This window comes from Streptomyces sp. AM 2-1-1, from assembly GCF_029167645.1.
Classification (GTDB): Bacteria; Actinomycetota; Actinomycetes; order Streptomycetales; family Streptomycetaceae; genus Streptomyces.
Map to the genome: position 1 here is coordinate 6,885,990 of NZ_CP119147.1, position 21,792 is coordinate 6,907,781.

The window sequence follows — 21,792 nt, forward strand, 5'->3', positions numbered from 1 at the left end:
CGGGCGCGGGTATCCACGCCCTGCCATTCAGTGGCTGGGCAGGTCCTTCATCCGCTGGCACAGGCCCTTTGTACTGGACGACGTCAGGAAGCCGGTAAGAGATTCTCTGGAGAGTTTCACTATGGCCAAATGGACCGCGGAACGGTTGCCGAGCATGACCGGCGTGACGGTGGTGATCACCGGTGGCGGCGGGGGGATCGGCCTGGTGACCGCCCGCGAACTCGCGGGAGCCGGCGCCCACGTGGTGCTGGCCGTGCGCAACGTCGACAAGGCGCGCCGCGCAGTGGCCGGTATGCGCGGAGATTTCGATGTCCGCCACCTCGATGTCGCCGACCTGGACTCGGTACACGCGTTCGCGGCGTCGTACACGGGCGCCCTCGACGTTCTGGTCAACAACGCGGGGGTGATGGACATCCCGGCGGCGCGGACCGCGCAGGGCCTGGACGTTCAGACCGCGACGAACTATTTCGGGCCGTTCGTGCTCACCAGCCTGCTGCTGCCCCGGCTGACCGACCGCGTGGTGACGGTCTCCAGCCAGCTGCACCGCTTTGGCAGGATCGACCTCGAGGACCTCGACTGGCGTATCCGCAAGTACAACGGGCTGGCCGTCTACGAGGCGTCCAAGCTCGCCGTGGTGCTGTTCTCGCTGGAGCTGCAGCGCCGCCTGACCGCCTCGGGCAGCCATGTCCGCTCGGTGATCGCTCACCCGGGCGTCGCACGGACCGGACTGGTGACGCACTCGCCGCTGAGATTCGTCAACCGGCTCCCGTTCCTTGTCCAGGACGTGGAGCACGGAGCGCTGCCGCTCCTGTACGCGGCCACGCAAGACGTTCCCCGTAACGCCTACGTCGGTCCGGACGGGTTGTTCGGCTTCACGGGCTCCCCACTGGTCCGCAAGCCCGGCCGGGCCGGCCTGGACAAGGCCGTCGCCGAGAAGCTCTGGCAGGCAACCGCCGCTCTCACCGGAACCAGCGTCTGAGCCGCCCCGGCTCCGGCAGGGGCCCAGAGCGGGACATCTCCGGTGCAGGACTGCGGGTCGTGCGGCAAATCGCCGAGTCCGGCAGCTTCACCGCACCAGCCACGCAGCTTGGCTACACCCGGTCGGCTGTCTCACGCCAGGCAGCCTCCCTCGAAGGAAGCGCGGGCGCCGTCCTGTTCGAACGCGACCCCGACAGAGTGCGCTTCACACCCGCGGGTCCGACCCTGCTGTTCCCCTCTGCATGAGCACTGTCTGGTCGCCAACCGGGGGCAGCGCCCTGACGGCTCCTGGTACGCGCTGGACACGGTATGCCTGTACCAGCATGTCGTGGCGGCCGGGACGCTCTACACCCTCCAGATGACGACCGAGGTGTGCGAAGAGCTCGGGCCGGCGACGGTGCCCCGGGAGATGACGCCGGGCCTTCGCCCGTTGATGGAGACAGCCGGGGTCGACCAGAAGCGTATCGACCGGTCGGCCACCCGCCGCCGGCGGATCGAGGACGTCCTGGAGGGCATTACCGACGACTACGTGAAGAAGCATGGCCGGCTGCCGGGCGAGCGCGCCCGCCACGGTCTGGCGTGGTGGGCGGCGCACGAGACCCGCCCGGAGAAGAAGACTCTCCGCGCCCGATGGATCTGCTGGTCGCGTGGCGGCTGGTCTCCGCGCTCCTGAAGTTCGGGCAGCGGACGGTCGACGGGCTCCCTTCAACGGTGCCAGGCGGCCGGGAAGTTGATCCGGTCCGGGGTGAGGCCGCGCGTGGACACCGCGCTCGCCATCGTCGACGTCGCCGCGGTCGTCTTCACCGTGCGCAACATCTTCGCCCGCCGCCACGTCCTGGCCGAAGCGCGCCGGCCCCTGATGGAGACCCTGCGCGGCCGCGCGTACGTGCCCGGCATCGACAGCTACATCGCCGACCGCGCCTTTGTCATACAGGCGGCGTTGGGGATGCCGAGGTAAGCGCTCCCGATCACGTCATGCGGTACGGCTTGGGCATGTTCCTTCTCCTTCAGTCGTGGGAGGCCAGAGGCGGGGCGAGGGGGACCCGTCCGCCACGGGCTTCGCGCGCCGCAGTCGCCGGATCGGGGCCGTGGCGATAAGTGCCGCCGCGCACCCGGTGCTGATCAGGGCTGCGAGCAGCAGTAGCTCATGGATGCCCACGAGCGAGCTGGCCGGGCCAGCGATCACCTGGCCGAGCGGGACGGCGAGGATCGATCCCGCGATCTCGTACGCGGAGACCCGGTTGAGGCGGTCCTCGGGGATCTGGGTCTGCACGGTAGTCGCCCACTGCACGCCCCAGAACGCCCAGCCGCTCCCGCTGACCGCGTACCCGAGGAGCAGCACCGGCAGTCCGAGGTCCGGGGCGAGGCCTGCGGACAGCGGCATCATCGGGAACAGGAACATCGCGACCGCCCCGCCGAACAGCGGCCGCGCCGGACGGATCCGGATGGCGGCCAGGCCGCCGAGCACGCACCCGGCGCCGAACGCGCCCTCCGCGTAACCGAACGCGGCGACCCCATGCGCCCCGGTGACCGAGGCCGCGCCGAGCGGCACGATCGGGCCCCAGACGAAGACGCCGAGCACCCACCAGATCAGGACGACCGCCCACAGCCAGGACCGGGACCGGAATTCGTACCAGCCGGTCTTCAGATTCTCAAGGGTGGAGGCAGAACGGTCGATCTCGTAGGCGCCCAGGCGTAGCGCGAGCAGACTCAGCCCGCTGGCCGCGAAGGTGCCCGCGGTCACCGCAAAGGCCAGGGCCGGGGAGGCCGCCGCGACGAGGAGTCCGGCGAGCGCGGGCCCTGCCATGGTGGAGATGCCCTGGGCGACCCGCAGTACGCCGTTGGCACTCTGCGGATCGGCGGCGACCTTCGGTACCAGCCCATTCACCCCCGGCTGGAACATTGCGGTGGCGAGGCCGCCGAGAGCCGTCACGCAGATGATGAACCACAGCTCAGGCCGCCCGATCGCGAAGGCGAAGGCCGTCGCACCGATCAGGGCGCACCGCACAGCGTCCGCCGCGATCATCAGCGGCCGCGGGTGGACCTGGTCTGCCAGGACACCGCCGAACACCACGAAGAGCGCGAACGCCCCCATCCAGGCGCCCAGGGCGTACCCGACGGCGCTCACCCCGTACCCGAACGTCAGCATCGCCACCGAGAGGGCGACGGGCAGCATCGCGTCGCCGAGCAGCGAGGCGATGCGGGCCGTGAAGTAGAGCGTGAAGTTGCGGGTCCACAGCGGCGGGCGGAACGAAGGCACAGCGGATGCGGGCGTGGGGGCGGAGGCGGAGTCGGTCATCTCAAAGCTCCACTCGTACGCCGTACGTCTTCAGCCAGTCGCCTAGCTGCAGCGCGGTCTCCAGGACCGGCCGGCCAACCCCGTCCAGGGCCGCTCCGTGCCGCAGGCCGTCCGAGAGCAGTGGCAGAACGGGGCTGTCCCCGGCGCGTACGACGGCGGTGAGACGCTCCCGGAGGACACGGTCGTAGGTCTCGTCCCGCAGGTTCGGGTAGGGGGTCTTGACGCGCATCGCGACCTGCTCCGGCAGTATGTCGCGGACGGCGGCGCGCAGCACGCTCTTCTCTCGGCCGTCGTGCGACTTCATCGACCAGGGGATGTCGAAGGCGTACGCGAGCAGACGCGGGTCGGCGAACGGCACCCGGATGTCCAGGCCCGCGGCCATACCGAGCCGGTCGAGCCGGTCGAAGAGCACCCGCGCGTGCCGGGTGAGGGCGAGGTAGGTGACCTCCCGGTGCCGCGCCTCGGCGGGATCGGCGACGGCCTCGCGCACTCCCAGCTCGGCGATCGCGTCGCGATGGCAGTCCTGCTCATACGCGGCGAGGTCCAGCTTCGCCAGCAGCCCGGCGTCGAAGACGGTGGCCATGCCGTTGAAGCGGCTGCGGCCCTCCGCGACCCACGGGAATGTGTCGGTGTGCACCCAGCGGTCGAAGCGCTGCCAGTTGTAGCCGCCGAACACGTCGTCCCCCAGTTCACCGGAGAGAGCGACGGGAGCGTGCCGGCGGGCGGCGCGAAACAGGCTGAGCAGCGAGGCGTACTGATCGCCCTTGTTGATCGGGATGTCATACGCGGCCAGGACGTCCGTGCGTAGCCGCGGGTCGAGGAGGTCGAGGCCCGCAAGGGAGATCTCGTGGTGATCGGTCCCGGCGTGCTCGGCCATCACGCGCGCGTAGAGGTGGTCGTCATTGCCCGACGTGCCGTCCGCACCTTGGTCGTTGACAGCGAGGGTGCGGACCGGCCCAGTTCCGAGCCCGCTTGCCGTCCGGGCTGCGAGCGCCGTCAGCGAGCTGGAGTCCAGGCCGCCGGAAAGCAGCGATGCGGGCGGTTCGCCGCCGGGTCCGAACTGCTCCGAGATCACCGTCTCCAAGAGCTCCCGCACGGTTGTAACGGTCTTGTCCAGGCCATCCGTGTGCTCCCCGGCCCGCAGTGCCCAGTACGTCCGTTCACTCGGCCGGTGCTCCCGCCCGACCCGCACCACACACCCGGGCCGTACCTCGCGCATCCCCCGAAACATCGCGTGCCCAGGCACCCGGGCGATGGACAGGATGTCGCGGAGCCCGCCAGCGTCGACGGACGGCGTGAACAGGGGGTGCGCCAGGATCGCCTTCGGTTCCGAGCCGAACAGGACTCCCTGCTCCATCGGCGCGTAGAACAGCGGTTTCACGCCCATCCGGTCGCGTACGAGGAGCAGCTCCTCGCGGCGCTCGTCCCAGAGGGCGAAGGCGTACGAGCCCTCGATCCGCTCGACGCACTCCTCGCCCCACTGCTCGTATGCGCGCAGTACTACCTCCGCGTCACCGCCGGAGCCGTCGTGAGTGAACTCACGTCCAAGAGAGCGGAGTTGGCCGCGCAGCGGCTGCGCGTTGCTGAGGCGCCCAGCGTATGTGACGACAGTACCGCTCCCCGCGGTGCCGTTGGTGGCCAGCGGCTGTGTGCTGGACGTGGAGGTGCTCCGGTGCCCAAGCGCGGCGTGGGCCGACCGCCAGAGCCCTTCGCCGCCCGGACCGCGCCCGGCGAGTGCCGAAGTCATGACACCTATGGGGTCGGGTGCCCCGGCGGCGTGCGCGAAGTCGACCCATCCGGTTATCGCTGACATGCAAGTGGACCTTTCAGTTTGGGAATTGAGGCTGGTCAGGATCCGGAGGCCAGGGTCTCCATCCGCTCCAGGATGACCAGGTTCTCGGGTTGCCCGGTCTGCGCTTACCAGCCGGGCGAGGCGGGTCTTCTGCCCCCGCTCACGTGCAGCAGCTCCTCGGGAAGCGCGCGATGCTGCTCAAGAGGCGGTTGCGCGCAGGCCCGGGCCGACGGTTTCGGGTGCCGCTCCACTCGGGAAGAAGCTGACCATCTCGTTGTACAGGTCCAGGGGTTGGTCGTCGGGGGAGAGCCAGTCCGTCTCGCCTTGGCGCCACTCGTAGGCACGGTGGTGCGCGGCGATCTCCTCGATGAACTCGGCGGCCAGCCGTGACGCCTCGAACAGGTCTTGGTCGGTGGTCTGAGAACTGGCTGCGACGATCAGGCCCCGGACTTCCGCCGAGTGGCCGTAGCGGAAGGCGCCGGTACCGAGCAGATGCGGATCGGTGTGGACGGACGATCCATTGTTGTGGCCTGTGCGCCTATGGGCAGCGGCCTTAGCGGCTGCTTTCGGGAGGAATCCGCGCGCTTGGTCTCCCACGGTGACGGCTCCCAGCACTGAGGAGGCGGCATCCGTCTGCACGTCGAGCGTCGGGTCGAGGATGACGAATCCCATGGCCGGCCGAGGGTAGGGCCCGCGCGGGGCCTCACCCGGGGCGGCGGTGCGGCTCCGGAGGATGCTTTTGGCCCGGCGGCGTCCCAGGGATGCCAGCACCTCGGTGAGCTCGGCGTCGGTGAGCATGTACGCGTAAGGATTGCGGTGTACGGCCGCCTGTACGTGCAGGGTGTCATTCATGTGCTTCTCCGTAGCTGGGGCGTACGTGGAGCAAATACAGGGCCACGAGGACAGTGAGCGCGCTGCGCGAGTACGGCGTGACGGCGCGATCGATACCGGGCGATTCGCCCCCACGCCGCCTCTTCCAGCGAGCCCGATGCTCAGTTTGTGTCACCTGAGAGAACGCGAAGGGCGAGCCTTCTCGCCGGCGCGCGCCTGTTTTTGAGGGCGCATCGACGCCAATGTCGGCGACACGGGGCGGCGGTCCTGCGAGGCCCTGGAAGGATCATCAACGCTGCAACGGCATCTGCCAAGAGAGGAATTTCAGCCGCCACCCGAAAAGATCATGCCGTTCCGGTTGATTGGTTGCCCCAGTCACCTTGCTGGGCTGGGGATGTATCGACATCGCCGTGACCTGCGGTGATGATCTCCGCAACGCGTCGGGGAGTCGCTGTCCCTGGCACTCCATCCCTGGGTAAACGACCTTGACCCGCTTCCGAAGCGGCTCCTATGCTCCGATGGCCCTGCAGGTCTAGACCATGCCGAGGGTGCCTTCTCCATGTCCGCGAGTGCATTCCCCGGTGCTGCGCACCGCGCCAGAAAATTGCCGCAAATAAACGCAAGGAGTTGTTTTTCTTTGGCCACGCAGGTGGTTTCCGATGTTGCCCAGAAGTTCGCAGACGACGGTTTCGCCGTAGTGGGGGAGGTCATTTCCCCCGATGAACTGGAGGTGTACCGGGACATCTACGACCGTCTCCTGAGCGGAGAAATCGAATCCGGGGACAAGAGGTCCGATCTCGGATCTCATGTGCCGCGCAAGGAGGGAGTAGTCGAGAACATCACACAGATCATGTGGCCCTCCGCCCTCCACCCGCCGTTACGCGACCTGCCCCTCCACGCCAAAGCGCTGTCCGTGGCCCGCGAACTGATCGGCGCGGACGCTGAACTCGACTTCGACATGATGATCCACAAGGCGCCACACACCGGGGTGGCGACCCCGTGGCACCAGGACGCTGCCTACTGGGTCGACATGCCCGACCGCCGTGCCGTCTCCATCTGGGTCGCACTGGACGACACTGATCTCGACAACGGATGCATGTGGTACGTCCGGGGCTCCCACCAGCAGCCGCTGCGCCCTCATCGCCCCACCAGCGACGGCAAGAACATCGAGTGCGACTGCTCCGAGGACGAGTCAGGTGCCACTCCTGTGCCCATGCGGGCAGGCGGAGCAGCGGCGCATTCGGGGACAACGCTCCACTACTCGCGCGGCAACACCACCAACGGATTGCGCAGGGCGTACATCCTCAACTACCGACCCGCCGCGATGATCAAGCTCGAGCGGGAGCGCGGCGCAGACCACGGCCTCAACGAGAACGTGCGGCAGGTGCGCAACTCCGACGCGGCCAAGGACTGACCACAACGGCACAGCCATCCGGGCGGACGCCCGGGCAAACACCTTCCTTCCTCCTTCGGCCGGGCCGGCCGATACGCCGGCCCGGCCTCGAGTGGCCAGAAAGGCACGCCGTGAACGTCATGACGCTGACAGGCGCAGTGATGACCCACCCCCGGAGAATCGCTGCAGCCGGGGAAGTAGCAGCGAAGGACCCGAAAAGCCGCATTCAGGTGGTCACCGACCCAGACCCGACGGGCCCTCCTACCGCACTGCGGACCGCGAATCCCTCATGGAACTGCGTCGGGTCCACGGCAACGCATCACATCGTCCTCCAGGACGACGTCCTTCTCGCTGACGACTTCTTCTCTCACGTGGAAGCGGTCGCAGCCGCCGTCCCCGACGAGGCGGTCGCCTTCTACGAGGGGTGGGAAGGGAGAAACAGCGGTGTGGTGAGGCTGGGAGCACTCACCGGAGCGCAATGGGGGTATGCGATCGATGAACACGTCCCGTCGCTGGCTCTGATGCTGCCGGCCGAAGCAGCGCGAGGCTACGCGAAGTTCGCTGCGCAACACGGTGACGGGTGGCCTTATGACGTCGTCATGCAGCGCTATCTCAAGGCATTGGGAATGCGAGTCAGGATAGCCGTTCCCAGCACGGTCGACCACGACGACGTTCCGAGCCTGGCGGGAAACAGCAAGCACGGCTGGCGGCGGGCCACGTACTTCGCCGAGAAAGCCGATGCCGTCACCTCGCAGGCGTGCGCCGACTTCGACGTGGTGCCGTTCTACCAGTACGGCGAGTCCAAGTGTGCGGTGCGATACGGGGCGCGCTGGGACTACCTGGACACCGACCGCTACCTGGGACGCATTGGCCTGGCCGAACGCTGCGACAGCGGCTTCGCCGGGCTGAGCAACCCAGTTGGCGAAGGGCTGCCTGCAACGGTGCGCCGGCAGGCATGGCTCACGGCCTTCGCCACCGGCGTGGTGGTCGCGGGCCTGACACAGCAAGACCCTAACCCTGACACAGCCCGCGCCGTCATGGAGTCCCTCGGTCCCGGAGGGCTGTGCGAGGAGTACACGGACGCCGAACTCCTCCCTATGATCCCCCGGATCAGGGATCTGGCGACGAAAGCCTTCGAAGCAGGCAGAACCGCCCGCCGCGCCCAGGACGGAGCGATGCCTTCCCTTCCCGCAGACGTCGTGGTCACCGGCGGCAACCCGGCATTCGGTGAGCATCTGGTCCGTCTGCTCGGCGACGAAGGCTGCCGCTCGGTGTACGCCGAGCGGCTCGTTTCCCACCAGGAAGTGCACACCGTTGTCCATCTGGGCGACCCGCAGTGCAGCCCTCATACGGTAACAAGCACGCTCATGGCGGCCGAGAAGCTCGGCGTTCAGCGTCTGCTCCATATCAGTTCAGCAGCCGTCTACCGCAATCAAAGCACTGACGTATGCAGGGAGAACACGTTGTCCGCGCCACCTACGGACGCAGAGGCCCGTGCCTGGTGGGACGAGGAGCAAGAATATCTACATTGGGGTAAGAGGACCGGTGTCACGGTGCAGATCATGCGTCTGGCTGAGCAGGTGGGACCGCATGCACCGTTGAACGGTGTGCTCGCCACCTGGATGCTGAAAGCCTGGACGCGCCGCCCCATGGCTCTCCTCGACGGGCGACGGCACCAGCTCGTTGACCACCGCGACGTCGCCGGGGCACTCGCCGCAGTCCTCGCCTTGCCCGCCCAGTCCCCGGTGTACAACGTCGCCTCCGCCCAGTTCGACGAAATGGAACTGGCCGAGCTGGCCGCACAGACAGCCCGGCTCACTCCTTGGGAACAGGCTGCCGACGCCCCACCGCCCGCCTCCACGATGTCCACCACCCTGATCACGGACGAGACCGGCTGGGTGGCTTCGGCCGACATCCGCAGCGGAGCCAGGGCTCAAGCCCAATGGCTGGCCTGCGACACCCACGATGATCTCGCCGGTCTCGGCCTCCGCCGGTCTCGGTAGACGGCCCATGCCTGAGGAACAACCACAGCAGCTTCTCCAGCCCGACAGCACCGCACAGGCTGGGATCTTGTCCCGCCCCAACGCTGAGGCCACCACCGCGTTCACTGTAGTGATGTCCCTGACGGGATTCGCCGCGCTGGCCGTGGTGCCCATCTCGCCGACCGCTGCCCGGGACCTGGACGGCGTGCCGCTGTTTCCCATGGTGGCGGGCTGCTTCATGGCAGTGACCCTGCTCGGCGGTGGCCTGGGCGGACACTGGTCAGACCAGGCAGGGACCCCGCGCCCGCCGGCGCTCGGCATGGTCCTGTCCGTGGTGACGCTTCCGGTGCCGGCCAACAGCGTGTCGATCGGGCAACGGGCGATCGGCAGGTTCGTAGACGGTCGGGCCGCCGGTACGGTCGCAGTTTCGATGGCGACAGCGATCGGCCACTCCTACCCGGAGCACCTGCGCCTTTGCACGCTCGCCATGATGAGCACGAGCTGGGTCCTCCCTTTTTTGGCCGGGCCGCCGCCCCTGACGCTGATTACGGATCGGGACGGCCCTACCGTCATGGTCGGAGTGGCCTTCACCGCATCAGCGGTCCTGTGGGCGGCAACTTCATGAGTGCAGGGAAGAGTGCTCCAGTACGTTGCTCGGCATCGCCTGGTCATTGCCGGCGCGCCGATCACGGCGGCCTCCGTCGCGTTCACCCTCCTGGGAAGCCTCCCCGGCTGCCGCCTCTCAGCGCCGACGTGGCTATGCCCTTAGCTGCGGGCGACATGGGTTTGCTCGACTCGCACGTCACCGTCCTGTCGCTCTCCCACGGCGCACGGCCCACGGCACCCCCACGGGCACACCACCAGCGCGAGGCAGACGAACAAGAACCTGGGGCAGGTCGTCGTGCTGGCCCTGGCCTCCACCGTCCTCAGCAACTGAGTCAGCTCAACCCCATTCACTCGAAAGGCAGCAACCTGTGCGCAGCGATCTTGTCGTTATTGGCCTCGGATACGTAGGCCTGCCTCTGGCCGTGGAAGCAAGCCGCTCCGGCCTGACCGTTGTCGGCCTGGACCGTGACGCACCTACCGTCGCGCAGCTCAACAGCGGCGTCTCGCACATCGACGACGTCGACGACACCGCCGTTCAAGCCATGCTGTCACAAGGCTTCGCGGCAACGACCGACGAAAGCGTTATCGCCGGCGCCCACACCGTCGTGATCTGTGTGCCAACCCCGCTCTCAACGCACGGTGGACCGGATCTGTCCATGGTCGAAAGCGCATGCGCGACGATCAGCCGCCACTTACATGCCGCCACACTGGTCGTACTGGAGTCCACCACCTATCCCGGAACAACCGATGAGGTGGTCAAACCCATCCTCGAACAATCAGGCCTCACCGCGGGAACTGACTTCCACCTGGCCTTCTCACCGGAACGGGTCGACCCCGGAAACAAGATTTTCGGCATCCGCAACACCCCCAAGGTCGTCGGAGGCTATACCCCCGCCTGCACCGCCGCCGTTGCCGCCTTCTACGGGAAGTTCATCGACCAAGTCGTCCAGGCTGCGGGAACGCGCGAAGCCGAAATGGCTAAGCTCATCGAGAACACTTACCGGCACGTCAACATCGCTCTGGTCAACGAAATGGCGATTTTCTGCCACGAACTCGGTATCAACTTGTGGGACTCCATCTCCTGCGCCGCCACCAAACCCTTCGGCTACCAGGCGTTCCACCCCGGACCTGGCGTAGGTGGGCACTGTATTCCCATCGACCCGAACTACCTTGCTCACAAGGTCCGTACCCTCGGCTACCCCTTCCGCATGGTCGAGTTGGCGCAGGAGATCAACACTCGCATGCCGCGTTACGTGGTCGAGCGGGCCCAGCAACTCCTCGATCGAAACGGCAGCACACTCAGCGGTTCGCGCGTCCTGCTGCTGGGCGTCACCTACAAGGCGGATATCTCAGACCAGCGCGAAACCTCTGCCCGCGATGTCGCCCGACGGCTCCGGACCCTAGGTGCCGAGGTGGTATACCACGACCCCTACATCCACGGCTGGGAAGTCGACGGCACGCCGGTCACCGAGGATCGCGATCTGACCACCGCTTTGGAGCGAGCCGACCTCGCTATCCTCCTGCAGCAGCACACCACCTTCGACATGGATCACATCGAGACCCATGCCCCGCTGCTCCTCGACACCCGTGGCTCGGCTCGTCCGCAGCCGCACGTCGCCCGCCTGTAGCGTCGCGGTCTGCCGCAGGCGATGTCAACGAGTGCGCGGACCCTTTGAAGACACGCCCTGAACTTGCCGTGCAACGTTCGGCTGCTTCGGCATCGGTGGCCGATGCAGGTTCGCCGTGACGGGCATTCCAATGAGTTCAGAGAGCTCACCGTTCCAGTGCACGAGGTCTTCAAGGGGCCGGCTTCTGCTCGCGTCCATGTTGCCCATCCTGCTTGACCGCATGGTCACTGGGCATTGACAGCCGCCGGTCAGCTCGGAACGGGCGTGACGCGTCGGGGTGTGTGGCGACTTTGTGGTGGGCGGGTCGGTTGAACTCGTCGCCGGTGGCAATGACTCTGCTCACGTCGTGGCTGGGCGGCGATCCTCAGCCAGGTCCACCGGTCGGCCGCCTCGGAGCTGCGAAGACAGGGCTGGGTCCGTTCGAGCGTCTGCTTGAACAGGCGGAACGTGTGCTCGATGTCGAAGCGGCGGAGGAAGGACTGCCAGCAGCGGTTCACGTCGTCCGAGGTGGCGCCGGTGCCCGACCACCACAGCCAGACCGGCTTGTTGACCCCGCCGCTGGGCAGCTTCTCCACGATCAGCCGGATGACGGTGCCCTTGATGAGGGGCAGCGGGCCGTCGTGGTCGAGCCATGCGGCCCGGCGGGTCAACCGCGGGTGCGGTCGGGCCCACGCCTGCGCGGCCGCCTTCTCGTGGAGCCGGGTGTCCGTGGTCGTCACGGCCTGCTCGGTGCCCCAGGTTGCGGGATCACCAAAGACGAACTCGGCGCCGTGCTCGGGCGGCCGGCCGCCCTTGGGTGGGCCAGGCGGAAAGAAGAAGTGCGCCAAGTGCTGTCGGATCCTCGGTTCGTGAACGACCCCTCGCATGTGCCCGGCAGTGAACCCGAGCATCGCATCGAGCAGCTGTGGCGCACCCGTGGGGCTCGCCCCAAGGAGGTGAAGTACCTGCGCGCCGCTCTGTTCGGCACCGACGGACCCGCACACCATCGCCTGCGCCGCACGGTGGTCCGGGCGTTCACGGCCGGCCGCGTGACCCGGCTGCGTCCCCGCATCGAACACATCACCCACACCCTCCTCGACGCCTCCCCCGCCCACACCGGCCCGGACGGCGTCGATCTGATCCCCCGCCTCGCCTACCCTCTGCCGATCACCGTCATCTGTGAGCTCGTCGGCGTCCCCGAAGCGGAGCGCCCGCACTGGTCGCTCTGGAGCGCGGTGCTCACCGACGGCGGCACCGGTAGCACCCTGGGCGAAGCCCTCCACGCCATGAGCGCCTCGGCACACGCGATCATGGACCACCTCCGCGCCCACCCCGGCGACGACCTCCTCTCCGCACTGCCCGCCGCGCACGACGACCCACTCACCGCCACCGAAACCGTCGCCCTGATCCTCAACCTCGTCTTCGCCGGACATGCCACCACCGTCAACCTCATCGCCAACGGCATCGCGGCCCTCCTCACACCCCGACCAACTCGCCCTGCTGCGCCACGACCCCACTCTGGGGCCCAGCGCCGCCGAGGAACTGATGCGCTGGTGCGGCCCCACCCCGCGCGCCCTGCCCCGTTACGTGACCGAAGAAGTCCGTCTGAACGGATGCCTCGTCCGCAAGGGCGAGGCGGTCCTGCCGGTTCTGGCCGCCGCCGACCGCGACCCCCGCGCTCACCCCAACCCCGACCGGCTCGACATCACCCGCGCCCGCACCCGATCCGGCTCTCCGCAGGTCGGCTTCGGCCACGGCCCCCACCGCTGCATAGGCGACCACCTCGCCCTCCTGGAGGCCCAAGTGGCCTGGGAAGCGCTGTGGGACCGCTTCCCGGATCTGACCCTGGTCGTCGCGCCGGACGAGCTGGTCCGCGAGGCCCACCCCAACTCCTGGAAGCTGACCGCACTGCCCGCGCGCCTGCACCCCTGATCGGGCGACCGGCCCGAAACATACGCCCTGCCGAGCCGCGAGCCGGCAGCCGACCGCGCCATCTCCGCGCAGCCACTCACAGTGCAGGCCGTGACCGCCGACAAGAAGCAGGTGCGCCATTCGCTATGGGGACAGCGCCCCGCCGTCGGCCGGACTTGGCGCCGGTGACTGTGGCGAGTTCCCGTCCGGGCTGCGGCCAGCGGGGCCGTAGTGCCGCGGTCGCCGCCGCGAGGAGGAGTGGGGCGGAGGAGAAAGGGCCTGGACGCGCACAGGCCGGTCACACCGCGGCAGGCTGGGTGAGTGAGCCGGGGCCGAAGCGGCGGTGGGCCGCGCACGCTGCCGCTGTTCTCGGGCCGTTCTCCCCGCGCGGAGACGGCCCGAGCCTACGGTGGCGTGCTGGACGAGACGATCGAGGTCGAGCTGCACGGCGGCTCGCTGGACGGGAAGAGAGTCCCCGTGCTCCTTGATGACGACGACCCGTGGACCGCCGTTATCAGCGACCACGGCACCTGCCCCGGAGGCCGCTCCCTCTACGCCCCGGACCCGGCAGGCGTCTGGCGGTGGGTCAGGGACCTGCGCGCGGACGAGCTGTAGCACCCCCTCCTCAGGGAAACCCGAAAACGCGACAGGCGGGTCAGCCGGCCCGCCCGCAGAGCGACGAAGGTGGTCAGCGCTGGACGTTGGTCATCCCCACCCGAGGTCCTCGTCGTGCAGGCCCCACCCACGTCTCCGCAGCAGATCTCCCTCATGCTCAACACCCCAGGGTCGGTCGGAAGGCAGAAGGCTACGCCCCACCTGATGGTGTGGTGGAAGCCGTTCACCCGTCCGGTAGCTTGCGGCAGAGCTTGTCCATCGACTGCTTCACGTCCTCGAGCTGGTCGCCCGTGTCCGCAGACGCCCATCTATGCGCATCGTTCTCGAGGCGGCGTCGCCCCGCCGCCGGGAGTCGGCGGCGGGGCGAGAGGCTGAGGCTGACTCCGTTTACGGCAGGTCGCCGGTGTAGCGGTAGATCTCGGCGTTGGCGTTGACGCCCCAGACGGTGCCGTCGGCTGCGGCGCTGATGTCGGTCAGGCCGCCGGGGACGCCGTGCCACGGCGTGGCGTCGTCGTTGGTGAACCGGTAGATCTGTCCGTTGGCGTTGACGCCCCAGACATTGGAGCGGGACCCGGCGGAGATTTTGACCAGGCCGCCCGCGATCTTCTTCCAGTGGCCGGTGGTGCCTTGGTCGCCGGTGTAGCGGTAGATCTCGGCGTTGGCGTTGACGCCCCAGACGGTGCCGTCGGCTGCGGCGCTGATGTCGGTCAGGCCGCCGGGGACGCCGTGCCACGGCGTGGCGTCGTCGTTGGTGAACCGGTAGATCTGTCCGTTGGCGTTGACGCCCCAGACATTGGAGCGGGACCCGGCGGAGATTTTGACCAGGCCGCCCGCGATCTTCTTCCAGTGGCCGGTGGTGCCTTGGTCGCCGGTGTAGCGGTAGATCTCGGCGTTGGCGTTGACGCCCCAGACGGTGCCGTCGGCCGCGGCGCTGATGTCGGTCAGGCCGCCGGGGACGCCGTGCCACGGCGTGGCGTCGTCGTTCGTGAACCGGTAGATCTGCGCATTCGCGTTGACACCCCAGACGTTGGACCGCGACCCCGCCGAGATCCCCGTCAGACCGCCCGCGATCTTCTTCCAATGAGCCATGCCGACCTTGTTCCTTTCGCTCGGGCCCCGCCTTCAGGGCCGGTCGCAGACTAGGTCGCCTAAATGGGCCAATACTCGGACTGATCCCACAAGATGATCTGAAAATGAACGTTTGGCGCTGCGCGCTCCCGTTCCGCCTGACGATCGGACCGGCCAGCTGCCGGCATCTTGGCCTGATGTGCTGTCCCACCCCAGGGGGATCGACGCAGCGGTTCAGTATGTGCGGAGGCGGATTACACCATCTTCGCTGTCGACTCCGTACGGGGTTTCTGGCCCTCGGCCGTCCACAGATCACCGCGCCCGGCCCTTAAGTTGCCGTCCTCTGTCCACAGGTGAGCCGTTTTACGGTTCGAGTCCGCTTCTGGGTGTCAGGTGCCGGGACGCACACGAAAGGGCCCAGCCGTGGAACAGACGAAGTTCGACCGGCAGGTGGAGAAGGACGCCGAATCCCTCGTGTTCGGGATCGGCAGGGTGTTGGCCGGCCGGGACCTGGACGGGGTCCGTCGTACGGACGCGACGTTCTGGCGTGCGGGTACCCGGGTCCTGCCGAAGGTGGAGGGCAAGGTCCGGCGCCGCTCCTACAAGCCCGGGTGGCGCCGGTTGTCCTTCCGCGTTGTGCTGGGGACCGGTGTCGCGGAGAGTGGCTACCTGTCCACCGGGATCTGGACGCCCCCCGGGAAGCGCTGACAGAGCTGTGGGAGAACCGGGAGACGGCGCTCGCCGCGCTGGAGCCGGCCGGGACCGGCGCCGCCTCGTTCCTGGTCAGCCCCCTGGCACGCCGAGGGCCGCATGCCGTATGTGCGGGTGAAGAAGACCCGCAAGCCGCCGGCGAAGTCCGTCTTCGAAGATCCCCGGACGCCGGAGCTGGTGGCCAGGGCCAAGGAGTCCGCGCCGATCATCGCTCGGGAGCGTACGGGCCGCCGACGAGATCCACGTACTGGAGGACGGCGGGGTCGTCGAGAGCGGCACCTTCGACTCCCTGATGGCCGACGACCACCCCGGCCCGGGGACGTTCCGCACCCTGTACGGGATCCAGGCCGCCCAGTACGGGGTGACCACCGCCGCCGCCGCGGTCCCGCCGGCCCGGACACACCCCGCCGACGACCCGGTCATCGGACCCGGTGACCTCCGCGCCGACCAGGACACGAGCGACCGGACACCCCCTCCACGTCCTCCGCCGGTCCGTCGGAGTGAGCGCGCCGACAGGACCTCCACCGGTATGAACATCGCAGGATTCACCAGCGCGAGTGAAGGGAAGGCGTAGGTTCCCGACCGGCGCCGCCGCCCCGGTCGGCATGTCGATGAGGGGAGAAACCGGTGACGGACGCGCGCGACGACGGACGGCAGGAGAGCCTGGAGGAGCGGGCGGACCGGCAGTGGGGGGAACTGCTCCAAGAACTGCGCGTCGCCCAGACCGGCGTGCAGATCCTCTTCGGCTTCCTGCTCGCCGTGGTCTTCCAGCCCCGCTTCGCCCAACTGGGCGACGCCGACCAGGCCATCTACGTGGTCACGGTCATATTGGGGTCCTCCACCGCCGCCGCGCTCATCGGGCCCGTCTCCTACCACCGGCTCCTCTCCGGCCGCCGGATGAAGCCGCAGACCGTCGCCTGGGCGGCGCGGCTGACGATACTCGGGCTGGTTCTGCTCTTCTGCACCATGTGCAGCGCGCTGCTGCTCATCATGCGGGTCGCGCTCCACAACCAGCTGGCGCTCTGGCTCGTCGCCGGCATGGCGTTGTGGTTCGCCGTCTGCTGGTTCGTCTTCCCGCTCTGGGCGATCGCCCGGGACAACCGTGAGGACCGCGCAGCGGCGTCGTCCTGATCCGGCGCGTCCGCACTCCACGGAAGCCGCCGGGACCTGATCAGGTCCCGGCGGCTTCCGGGCTGATGGCATCCGTGACGCCGAACAGCGCACCGTCCGGATCGCGCACCACCGCCTCGATGCCGCCCCGGACGTCGTGGTGCGCGACGACGGAGCCGCCGGAGCGGCGCACCGCCTCCGCGGTCTCCGCGACGTCCTCCACCAGGAACTGCACCTGCCAGTGGGGACGCAGCACCGGATCGGGCGCGGCCTCCACCGCCCCCGAACTGATCCGCGCCAGCGGACGGCCCTCGCAGCGCACGATGACCTCCTCCTGTTCGTAGGAGACCTCGCAACTGCCGGGGCGGCCACTGGCCCAGTCGAGTACCTCGCCGTAGAAGATCGCGGCGTCGAACGCGTCGCGGGTGCGCAACCGCAGCCAGGCATACGAACGGTCGGCGGTCGAGGCCGACGGGGCGGGGGGCGTGAGGCGCTCCCAGAGACCGAAGACCGCTCCGTCGCGGTCGGACGCCAGTACCCCGCGTCCCGTGCCGAGCGTCAACGGCCCCACCGCCACCGTCCCGCTGCGCTCCCGGACACGGCCGGCCGCGAGGTCCGCGTCCCGCACGGAGAAGTACGGGAGCCAGGCGACGGCCGTCTGGTACGAGGACGACACCCCGCCGAGACCGGCCAGCGGCGTGCCGTCGCGGCGGGCGACGGAGTACTCGGGGCCGAGCTTGCTGGGATGGAACGTCCAGCCCAGCGCGGAGCCGTAGAAACGCTGCGCGGCGGCCAGGTCCCGGGTCAGCAGATTGACCCAGCAGGGCGCCGCAGCGCCGGTCAGCGGGGCGGCGCCGGGGGGCGTACGGGGAGCGCTTCCGGTCATGTTCACACTGCCTTCGTCCGGTCGGGCGGGCCCGCCTGCCGACTGCCGCCGGGCCAGAACCAGCGTCGGCCGACCGGACCGGTCCCGCAACACGCGGACGGCACCCTCGGCCGTCGGCCGAGGGTGCCGTCATGGGGGCGCCGCGGGTGCGCGGGGGAGTACGGCGGCGGTCCCGCCCTCATACCCCGCCGCAGGGCGGGGCGTTGGTGATGTCGAGGTGAGGAGCGGCCCCGGAGAGCGGGGCCGGAGAACCGGAGAGGAGGCCGCCCACCGCCTTCGCGGCGGCGGTCACCGGATTCGCTGCGCGAGGGCGACGAGCACGGTGACCCGGGTACGCCGGTCGGCGTCGTTCCCGCTCACCGTGCCCGCCGCCCTCGCGTCGGGTGGTTCGTCCGCGGCGCCGCCGGAGGCCCGGGGCTCGGTGCGAACCCCGTCAGTCACGGGGACGGTCGCTCTCCGGCGGAGTGGTGCCGGTGTCCTGCTCCCCGAGCTCATAGGGGGTCAGGGCGGTCCCGTCGCCGGGGAAGTGGTCGTCCGCGTGCACGTTCTCCTGCTCGATGTGCGCCCGGTGCGCCGGCGGATCGGGCTGCTCCGCGGGGGTCGGGGGCGGCAGCTCCTTGTCCCGGCGACGCATGCCGAACCAGAAGGCACCGATGATCAGGGCCACGAGGGCGACGGCGACGACGACGAGGCCGACACCGATCGGTCCCGCGTCGGCGAGGGTGGTGGTGGCGGCGGCGTGGGCTCCGTTTGATACGTCCATGCAAGCCGGATACCCCGAACGCCCGCAGTCAGACAGCCATTCACCTGAATACATGTTTTGTCGATACATAAGGGGAGAGGTGTTTCATATGGTGAAAATTGGCTACACGATGATGACCGAGCAGACCGGCCCGAGAGAGCTGGTGGCCGACGTCGTCGCCGCCGAGCGGGCGGGATTCGACTTCTCCGTCACTTCGGACCACTACTTCCCCTGGTTGTCCGAGCAGGGCCACGCCCCGTACGCCTGGACCGTGCTCGGCGCCGCCGCGCAGGCCACCTCCACCATCCCCCTCATGACGTACGTGACCTGCCCGACCGTGCGCTACCACCCGGCCGTCGTCGCGCAGAAGGCCGCGACGCTCCAGATCCTCTCCGAGGGACGCTTCCGCCTCGGACTCGGCTCGGGGGAGAACCTCAACGAGCACGTCACCGGGGCCGGATGGCCGCGCGCCCGGGTCCGGCTCGAGATGCTGGAGGAGGCGGTGCGGATCATCGGTGCTCTCTTCGACGGCGACGTGGTGAACCATGCCGGTACCCACTTCCAGGTGGAGAACGCCCGGCTGTGGGATCTTCCGGAGACCCGGGTGCCCATCGGCGTCGCCGTCTCCGGCCCGACGTCCTGCGCACTCGCGGGCGAACGGGCCGACCTCGTCATCGCCACCGAACCGAAGGCGGAACTGCTCGACGCCTTCGCCCGCCACGGCGGCGCCGGCAAACCCGCGGTCGGCCAGCTCCCCGTCTGCTACGACCCCGACCGGAACGCCGCAGTGGCCCGGGCCCACGAGCAGTTCCGCTGGTCGGTGGGCGGCTGGAAGGTCAACTCCGAACTCCCGGGGCCGGACGGGTTCGACCAGGCCACCGCGTACGTCCGTGCCGAGGACGTCGCCGGGGCGATCCCCTGCGGCAACGACGTGGACGAGTTCGTCGAAGCCGTCCGGGCCTACCAGGAGGCGGGCTTCACGGAGATCGCCCTCGTCCAGGTCGGCGGGGCCCACCAGCAGTCGTTCATCTCCTGGGCGCACAAGACCCTGCTGCCGGCGCTCCGCACTCTGTAGAGGTCATTCCCCACGCGTACGCCGGGACTTCGCGGGCAGGACCCGGGACAGGCACTCGGCCGACTGCCGTACCCGTGTCGCCGACTCCCGGCCGCGGGGCGAGCCTGGGAGCGGGCCGGCTCCGCCGCGTCCGGCTCCCGAGAAAGGAACCATGGTGAACACCAGCGACAAGACCGCTTCCGAGCATCAGGAGAACTACGACGTCCTGGTCTCGCTGAGCGAATGCACGGCCACCGACGCGAGCACCGTGTTCGAGGTGCTCCGCCACTCCTTCGCCTCGGACCGGGCCGCCTCCGAGGCGCCCGCCGAGACCAACGGGCCCCGCCCGACGGTGTGGTCCGCCACCGTCGACGTGTCCGCGACGAAGGAGCCCGCCGGCCGGGCCTCGCTCGACGGGTCGGTCACCGTCGACGCGCAAGGCGGCTACTGGGCCATCGACCGGCTGCGGGAACACCTCGGCAAGACGTTCACGGTGGAGAGCGCCGGTACGTCGGCGGGGGACCAGGAACAGGAAGTCAGGCTGCGGCTCACCAGCCGCTGACCATCCCACCCCGCCGCCCGGAGGGGCAGAACGGAAGGCACCCGCGCATGGAACCCCACCGGCCGGACGAGGACACCGGGACGGCGCCACGGCCGGCTCCCCCGGGACCCGGGGGAGCCGCCCTCCCCGACCGCTCCGCCGTCACCCTGCACGTCAACGGCGCCGCGCGGACGGTGACGCTCGACCACCGCACCACCCTCCTGGACACGCTGCGGGAACACCTCGGCCTCACGGGGGCCAAGAAGGGTTGCGACCACGGGCAGTGCGGGGCCTGCACCGTCCTCGTCGACGGCCGCCGTGCCAACAGCTGCCTGCTGCTGGCCGTCGCCCAGGACGGGGCGCGCGTCACCACGGTCGAAGGGCTGGCCGACGGCGACCGGCTCCACCCCGTGCAGCAGGCGTTCGTCGACCGCGACGCCCTCCAGTGCGGTTACTGCACCCCGGGCCAGATCTGCTCCGCCGTCGGCATGCTGGCCGAGGCGCAGGACGGCTTCCCCTCGCACGCCACCGCGCCGTCCGACCTCGCCGGGGGCGGTCCCGCGGCTCTGGATTCCGAGGAGATCCGCGAACGGATGAGCGGCAACCTCTGCCGGTGCGGCGCCTACCCGCACATCGTGGAAGCGATCGAGGACGTGGCCCGGTGAAACCCTTCGGCTACCTGCGACCCGCCTCCGTCACCGAAGCCGTACGCGCCGGCGCCAGTCACCCCGGCGCCCGCTTCCTCGGTGGCGGGACCAACCTCGTCGACCTGATGAAGCTCGGCGTCGAGACGCCGGGGCTCCTCATCGACGTCACCCGGCTGCCCCTGGACCGCACCGAACCCACCGCGGACGGCGGACTGCGCGTCGGGGCGACCGTCCGCAACAGCGACCTCGCCGCGCACCCCCTCGTGCGCGAGAGGTACCCGGTCCTGACCCAGGCGCTGCTCGCCGGAGCCTCCGGACAGCTGCGCAACACCGCCACCACCGGCGGCAACCTCCTGCAGCGCACCCGCTGTCCCTACTTCCAGGACGTGTCCAAGCCGTGCAACAAGCGCGTCCCCGGCACGGGCTGCCCCGCCCGTGAGGGCGCCCACCGGGACCTCGCCGTACTCGGCCACTCCGAGAACTGCGTCGCCACCCACCCCTCGGACCTGTCCGCCGCCCTCGCGGCCCTCGACGCCACCGTCGAACTCCACGGACCGGAAGGCGAACGGACCGTTCCCGTCACCGCGTTCCACCGGCTTCCGGAGGAGAACCCGGACCAGGACACGGTGATCCGCCCCGGCGAACTCATCACCGCGGTGACGCTGCCGCCGGCGCCCGACGGCTCGGCCCAGCTCTACCGCAAGGTCCGCGACCGCGCCTCGTACGCCTTCGCCCTCGTCTCGCTGGCCGCCGTCCTCACCGTGCGCGACGGCCGCGTCCAGCACGCCGCCCTCGCCTTCGGCGGCCTCGCCCACCGCCCCTGGCGTGCCACCGCCGCGGAGGCCGTCCTGCGGGACGCCCCCGCCACCCCGGAGACCTACGCCCGGGCCGCCGCCGCCGAACTCGCCGCCGCCCGACCACTGCGCGACAACGCCTTCAAGGTCGACCTCGCCCGCAGGCTGACCGTCGACGTCCTCACCGAACTCACCTGATGTCGCGTCAGCCGGGGGCGGCCCGCC

23 protein-coding genes and 2 pseudogenes are annotated in these 21,792 nt (G+C 69.4%); 17 read left to right on the forward strand and 8 right to left on the reverse strand.

Annotation, left to right across the window (positions count from 1 at the left end; all coding sequences use genetic code 11):
• The first annotated feature begins 121 nt into the window (after window positions 1–121).
• From PZB77_RS29740 to PZB77_RS29755, 4 genes and pseudogenes are all read left to right on the forward strand, one after another.
• Complete coding sequence (locus PZB77_RS29740) at window positions 122–979, forward strand: SDR family NAD(P)-dependent oxidoreductase (protein WP_275495717.1); 858 nt, start codon at window positions 122–124, stop codon at window positions 977–979.
• Window positions 976–1,209, forward strand: a pseudogene (locus tag PZB77_RS29745) (LysR family transcriptional regulator); the annotation flags it as partial. The gene PZB77_RS29740 and the pseudogene PZB77_RS29745, both read left to right, overlap by 4 nt.
• A 22-nt stretch (window positions 1,210–1,231) precedes the next feature.
• Window positions 1,232–1,651, forward strand: coding sequence for a relaxase domain-containing protein (locus PZB77_RS29750; RefSeq protein WP_343299910.1), 420 nt, complete (start codon window positions 1,232–1,234; stop codon window positions 1,649–1,651).
• Between the two features lie 72 nt (window positions 1,652–1,723).
• Entirely contained in the window at window positions 1,724–1,936 is a 213-nt protein-coding gene (locus PZB77_RS29755) for a hypothetical protein (protein WP_275495718.1), read from the forward strand.
• A gap of 15 nt (window positions 1,937–1,951) precedes the next feature.
• Here PZB77_RS29755 and PZB77_RS29760 read toward each other — a convergent pair whose 3' ends face one another.
• The 3 genes from PZB77_RS29760 to PZB77_RS29770 form a co-directional block, all read right to left on the reverse strand.
• Window positions 1,952–3,277 carry an MFS transporter gene (locus PZB77_RS29760; protein WP_275495719.1) on the reverse strand — a complete coding sequence of 442 codons (1,326 nt, stop codon included), beginning with the start codon at window positions 3,275–3,277 and terminating at the stop codon, window positions 1,952–1,954.
• Window position 3,278: 1 nt separating this feature from the next.
• Window positions 3,279–5,090 (reverse strand): asparagine synthase (glutamine-hydrolyzing), encoded by a 1,812-nt coding sequence (gene asnB, locus PZB77_RS29765; RefSeq protein ID WP_275495720.1) that lies wholly within the window; start codon window positions 5,088–5,090, stop codon window positions 3,279–3,281.
• A 177-nt stretch (window positions 5,091–5,267) separates the two neighbouring features.
• Entirely contained in the window at window positions 5,268–5,921 is a 654-nt protein-coding gene (locus PZB77_RS29770) for a hypothetical protein (protein WP_275495721.1), read from the reverse strand.
• A 628-nt stretch (window positions 5,922–6,549) separates the two neighbouring features.
• On the opposite strand from PZB77_RS29770, the gene PZB77_RS29775 reads away from it, so the two are divergent.
• From PZB77_RS29775 to PZB77_RS29790, 4 genes are all read left to right on the forward strand, one after another.
• The gene (locus PZB77_RS29775; protein WP_275495722.1) at window positions 6,550–7,314 is read left to right on the forward strand and encodes a phytanoyl-CoA dioxygenase family protein; all 765 of its coding nucleotides are present in this window, start codon (window positions 6,550–6,552) and stop codon (window positions 7,312–7,314) included.
• 119 nt (window positions 7,315–7,433) lie between these two features.
• Window positions 7,434–9,296: an NAD-dependent epimerase/dehydratase family protein gene (locus PZB77_RS29780; protein ID WP_275496279.1), complete on the forward strand. Its 1,863-nt coding sequence runs from the start codon at window positions 7,434–7,436 to the stop codon at window positions 9,294–9,296.
• Window positions 9,297–9,303: 7 nt separating this feature from the next.
• Window positions 9,304–9,900 carry a hypothetical protein gene (locus tag PZB77_RS29785; RefSeq protein ID WP_275495723.1) on the forward strand — a complete coding sequence of 199 codons (597 nt, stop codon included), beginning with the start codon at window positions 9,304–9,306 and terminating at the stop codon, window positions 9,898–9,900.
• 349 nt (window positions 9,901–10,249) lie between these two features.
• Window positions 10,250–11,509, forward strand: a complete 1,260-nt coding sequence (locus PZB77_RS29790; RefSeq protein WP_275495724.1) for a nucleotide sugar dehydrogenase — start codon at window positions 10,250–10,252, stop codon at window positions 11,507–11,509.
• A gap of 353 nt (window positions 11,510–11,862) precedes the next feature.
• Here the strand turns inward: PZB77_RS29790 and PZB77_RS31320 are convergent.
• Window positions 11,863–12,297, reverse strand: a pseudogene (locus PZB77_RS31320) (transposase); the annotation flags it as partial.
• 622 nt (window positions 12,298–12,919) lie between these two features.
• Between PZB77_RS31320 and PZB77_RS29800 the strand changes: the two are divergent.
• Together PZB77_RS29800 and PZB77_RS29805 are read left to right on the forward strand one after the other, a co-directional pair.
• On the forward strand, window positions 12,920–13,420 hold the full coding sequence (locus PZB77_RS29800) for a cytochrome P450 (protein WP_275495726.1): 501 nt from the start codon (window positions 12,920–12,922) through the stop codon (window positions 13,418–13,420).
• Window positions 13,421–13,813: 393 nt separating this feature from the next.
• Window positions 13,814–14,014 (forward strand): hypothetical protein, encoded by a 201-nt coding sequence (locus PZB77_RS29805; RefSeq protein ID WP_275495727.1) that lies wholly within the window; start codon window positions 13,814–13,816, stop codon window positions 14,012–14,014.
• Window positions 14,015–14,401: 387 nt separating this feature from the next.
• Here the strand turns inward: PZB77_RS29805 and PZB77_RS29810 are convergent, their stop codons facing one another.
• Window positions 14,402–15,103: a tectonin domain-containing protein gene (locus PZB77_RS29810; RefSeq protein ID WP_275495728.1), complete on the reverse strand. Its 702-nt coding sequence runs from the start codon at window positions 15,101–15,103 to the stop codon at window positions 14,402–14,404.
• A 402-nt stretch (window positions 15,104–15,505) separates the two neighbouring features.
• Here PZB77_RS29810 and PZB77_RS29815 point away from each other — a divergent pair, with 402 nt between their 5' ends.
• From PZB77_RS29815 to PZB77_RS29825, 3 genes are all read left to right on the forward strand, one after another.
• Window positions 15,506–15,790 carry a hypothetical protein gene (locus PZB77_RS29815; RefSeq protein ID WP_275495729.1) on the forward strand — a complete coding sequence of 95 codons (285 nt, stop codon included), beginning with the start codon at window positions 15,506–15,508 and terminating at the stop codon, window positions 15,788–15,790.
• 295 nt (window positions 15,791–16,085) lie between these two features.
• The gene (locus PZB77_RS29820; protein ID WP_275495730.1) at window positions 16,086–16,367 is read left to right on the forward strand and encodes a hypothetical protein; all 282 of its coding nucleotides are present in this window, start codon (window positions 16,086–16,088) and stop codon (window positions 16,365–16,367) included.
• Window positions 16,368–16,420: 53 nt separating this feature from the next.
• The gene (locus PZB77_RS29825; protein ID WP_275495731.1) at window positions 16,421–16,924 is read left to right on the forward strand and encodes a DUF6328 family protein; all 504 of its coding nucleotides are present in this window, start codon (window positions 16,421–16,423) and stop codon (window positions 16,922–16,924) included.
• 40 nt (window positions 16,925–16,964) lie between these two features.
• Here PZB77_RS29825 and PZB77_RS29830 read toward each other — a convergent pair whose 3' ends face one another.
• From PZB77_RS29830 to PZB77_RS29840, 3 genes are all read right to left on the reverse strand, one after another.
• Complete coding sequence (locus PZB77_RS29830) at window positions 16,965–17,789, reverse strand: VOC family protein (protein WP_275495732.1); 825 nt, start codon at window positions 17,787–17,789, stop codon at window positions 16,965–16,967.
• A gap of 288 nt (window positions 17,790–18,077) precedes the next feature.
• Window positions 18,078–18,230 carry a hypothetical protein gene (locus PZB77_RS29835; RefSeq protein ID WP_275495733.1) on the reverse strand — a complete coding sequence of 51 codons (153 nt, stop codon included), beginning with the start codon at window positions 18,228–18,230 and terminating at the stop codon, window positions 18,078–18,080.
• The gene (locus PZB77_RS29840; RefSeq protein ID WP_275495734.1) at window positions 18,223–18,552 is read right to left on the reverse strand and encodes a DUF6479 family protein; all 330 of its coding nucleotides are present in this window, start codon (window positions 18,550–18,552) and stop codon (window positions 18,223–18,225) included. Before PZB77_RS29840 ends, PZB77_RS29835 begins: the two co-directional genes overlap by 8 nt.
• An 88-nt stretch (window positions 18,553–18,640) precedes the next feature.
• On the opposite strand from PZB77_RS29840, the gene PZB77_RS29845 reads away from it, so the two are divergent.
• From PZB77_RS29845 to PZB77_RS29860, 4 genes are all read left to right on the forward strand, one after another.
• A complete protein-coding gene (locus PZB77_RS29845) occupies window positions 18,641–19,606 on the forward strand; it encodes an LLM class F420-dependent oxidoreductase (protein WP_275495735.1) in 966 nt (321 codons plus the stop codon).
• Window positions 19,607–19,757: 151 nt separating this feature from the next.
• Window positions 19,758–20,147 (forward strand): hypothetical protein, encoded by a 390-nt coding sequence (locus PZB77_RS29850; RefSeq protein WP_275495736.1) that lies wholly within the window; start codon window positions 19,758–19,760, stop codon window positions 20,145–20,147.
• A 47-nt stretch (window positions 20,148–20,194) separates the two neighbouring features.
• Entirely contained in the window at window positions 20,195–20,791 is a 597-nt protein-coding gene (locus tag PZB77_RS29855) for a 2Fe-2S iron-sulfur cluster-binding protein (RefSeq protein WP_275495737.1), read from the forward strand.
• Window positions 20,788–21,765, forward strand: coding sequence for a xanthine dehydrogenase family protein subunit M (locus PZB77_RS29860; protein ID WP_275495738.1), 978 nt, complete (start codon window positions 20,788–20,790; stop codon window positions 21,763–21,765). Before PZB77_RS29855 ends, PZB77_RS29860 begins: the two co-directional genes overlap by 4 nt.
• Window positions 21,766–21,792: the final 27 nt, after the last annotated feature.

Bases quoted from the DNA above. Each gene is read 5' to 3' on its own strand.
- PZB77_RS29760 (WP_275495719.1), bottom strand. From the start codon at position 3,277: ATGACCGACTCCGCCTCCGCCCCCACGCCCGCATCCGCTGTGCCTTCG.
- PZB77_RS29740 (WP_275495717.1), top strand. From the start codon at position 122: ATGGCCAAATGGACCGCGGAACGGTTGCCGAGCATGACCGGCGTGACG.
- PZB77_RS29820 (WP_275495730.1), top strand. From the start codon at position 16,086: ATGGCCGACGACCACCCCGGCCCGGGGACGTTCCGCACCCTGTACGGG.
- PZB77_RS29850 (WP_275495736.1), top strand. From the start codon at position 19,758: ATGGTGAACACCAGCGACAAGACCGCTTCCGAGCATCAGGAGAACTAC.
- PZB77_RS29785 (WP_275495723.1), top strand. From the start codon at position 9,304: ATGCCTGAGGAACAACCACAGCAGCTTCTCCAGCCCGACAGCACCGCA.
- PZB77_RS29800 (WP_275495726.1), top strand. From the start codon at position 12,920: ATGCCACCACCGTCAACCTCATCGCCAACGGCATCGCGGCCCTCCTCA.
- PZB77_RS29840 (WP_275495734.1), bottom strand. From the start codon at position 18,552: ATGGACGTATCAAACGGAGCCCACGCCGCCGCCACCACCACCCTCGCC.
- PZB77_RS29830 (WP_275495732.1), bottom strand. From the start codon at position 17,789: ATGACCGGAAGCGCTCCCCGTACGCCCCCCGGCGCCGCCCCGCTGACC.
- PZB77_RS29855 (WP_275495737.1), top strand. From the start codon at position 20,195: ATGGAACCCCACCGGCCGGACGAGGACACCGGGACGGCGCCACGGCCG.
- PZB77_RS29845 (WP_275495735.1), top strand. From the start codon at position 18,641: ATGGTGAAAATTGGCTACACGATGATGACCGAGCAGACCGGCCCGAGA.
- PZB77_RS29780 (WP_275496279.1), top strand. From the start codon at position 7,434: ATGACGCTGACAGGCGCAGTGATGACCCACCCCCGGAGAATCGCTGCA.
- asnB (WP_275495720.1), bottom strand. From the start codon at position 5,090: ATGTCAGCGATAACCGGATGGGTCGACTTCGCGCACGCCGCCGGGGCA.
- PZB77_RS29810 (WP_275495728.1), bottom strand. From the start codon at position 15,103: ATGGCTCATTGGAAGAAGATCGCGGGCGGTCTGACGGGGATCTCGGCG.
- PZB77_RS29770 (WP_275495721.1), bottom strand. From the start codon at position 5,921: ATGAATGACACCCTGCACGTACAGGCGGCCGTACACCGCAATCCTTAC.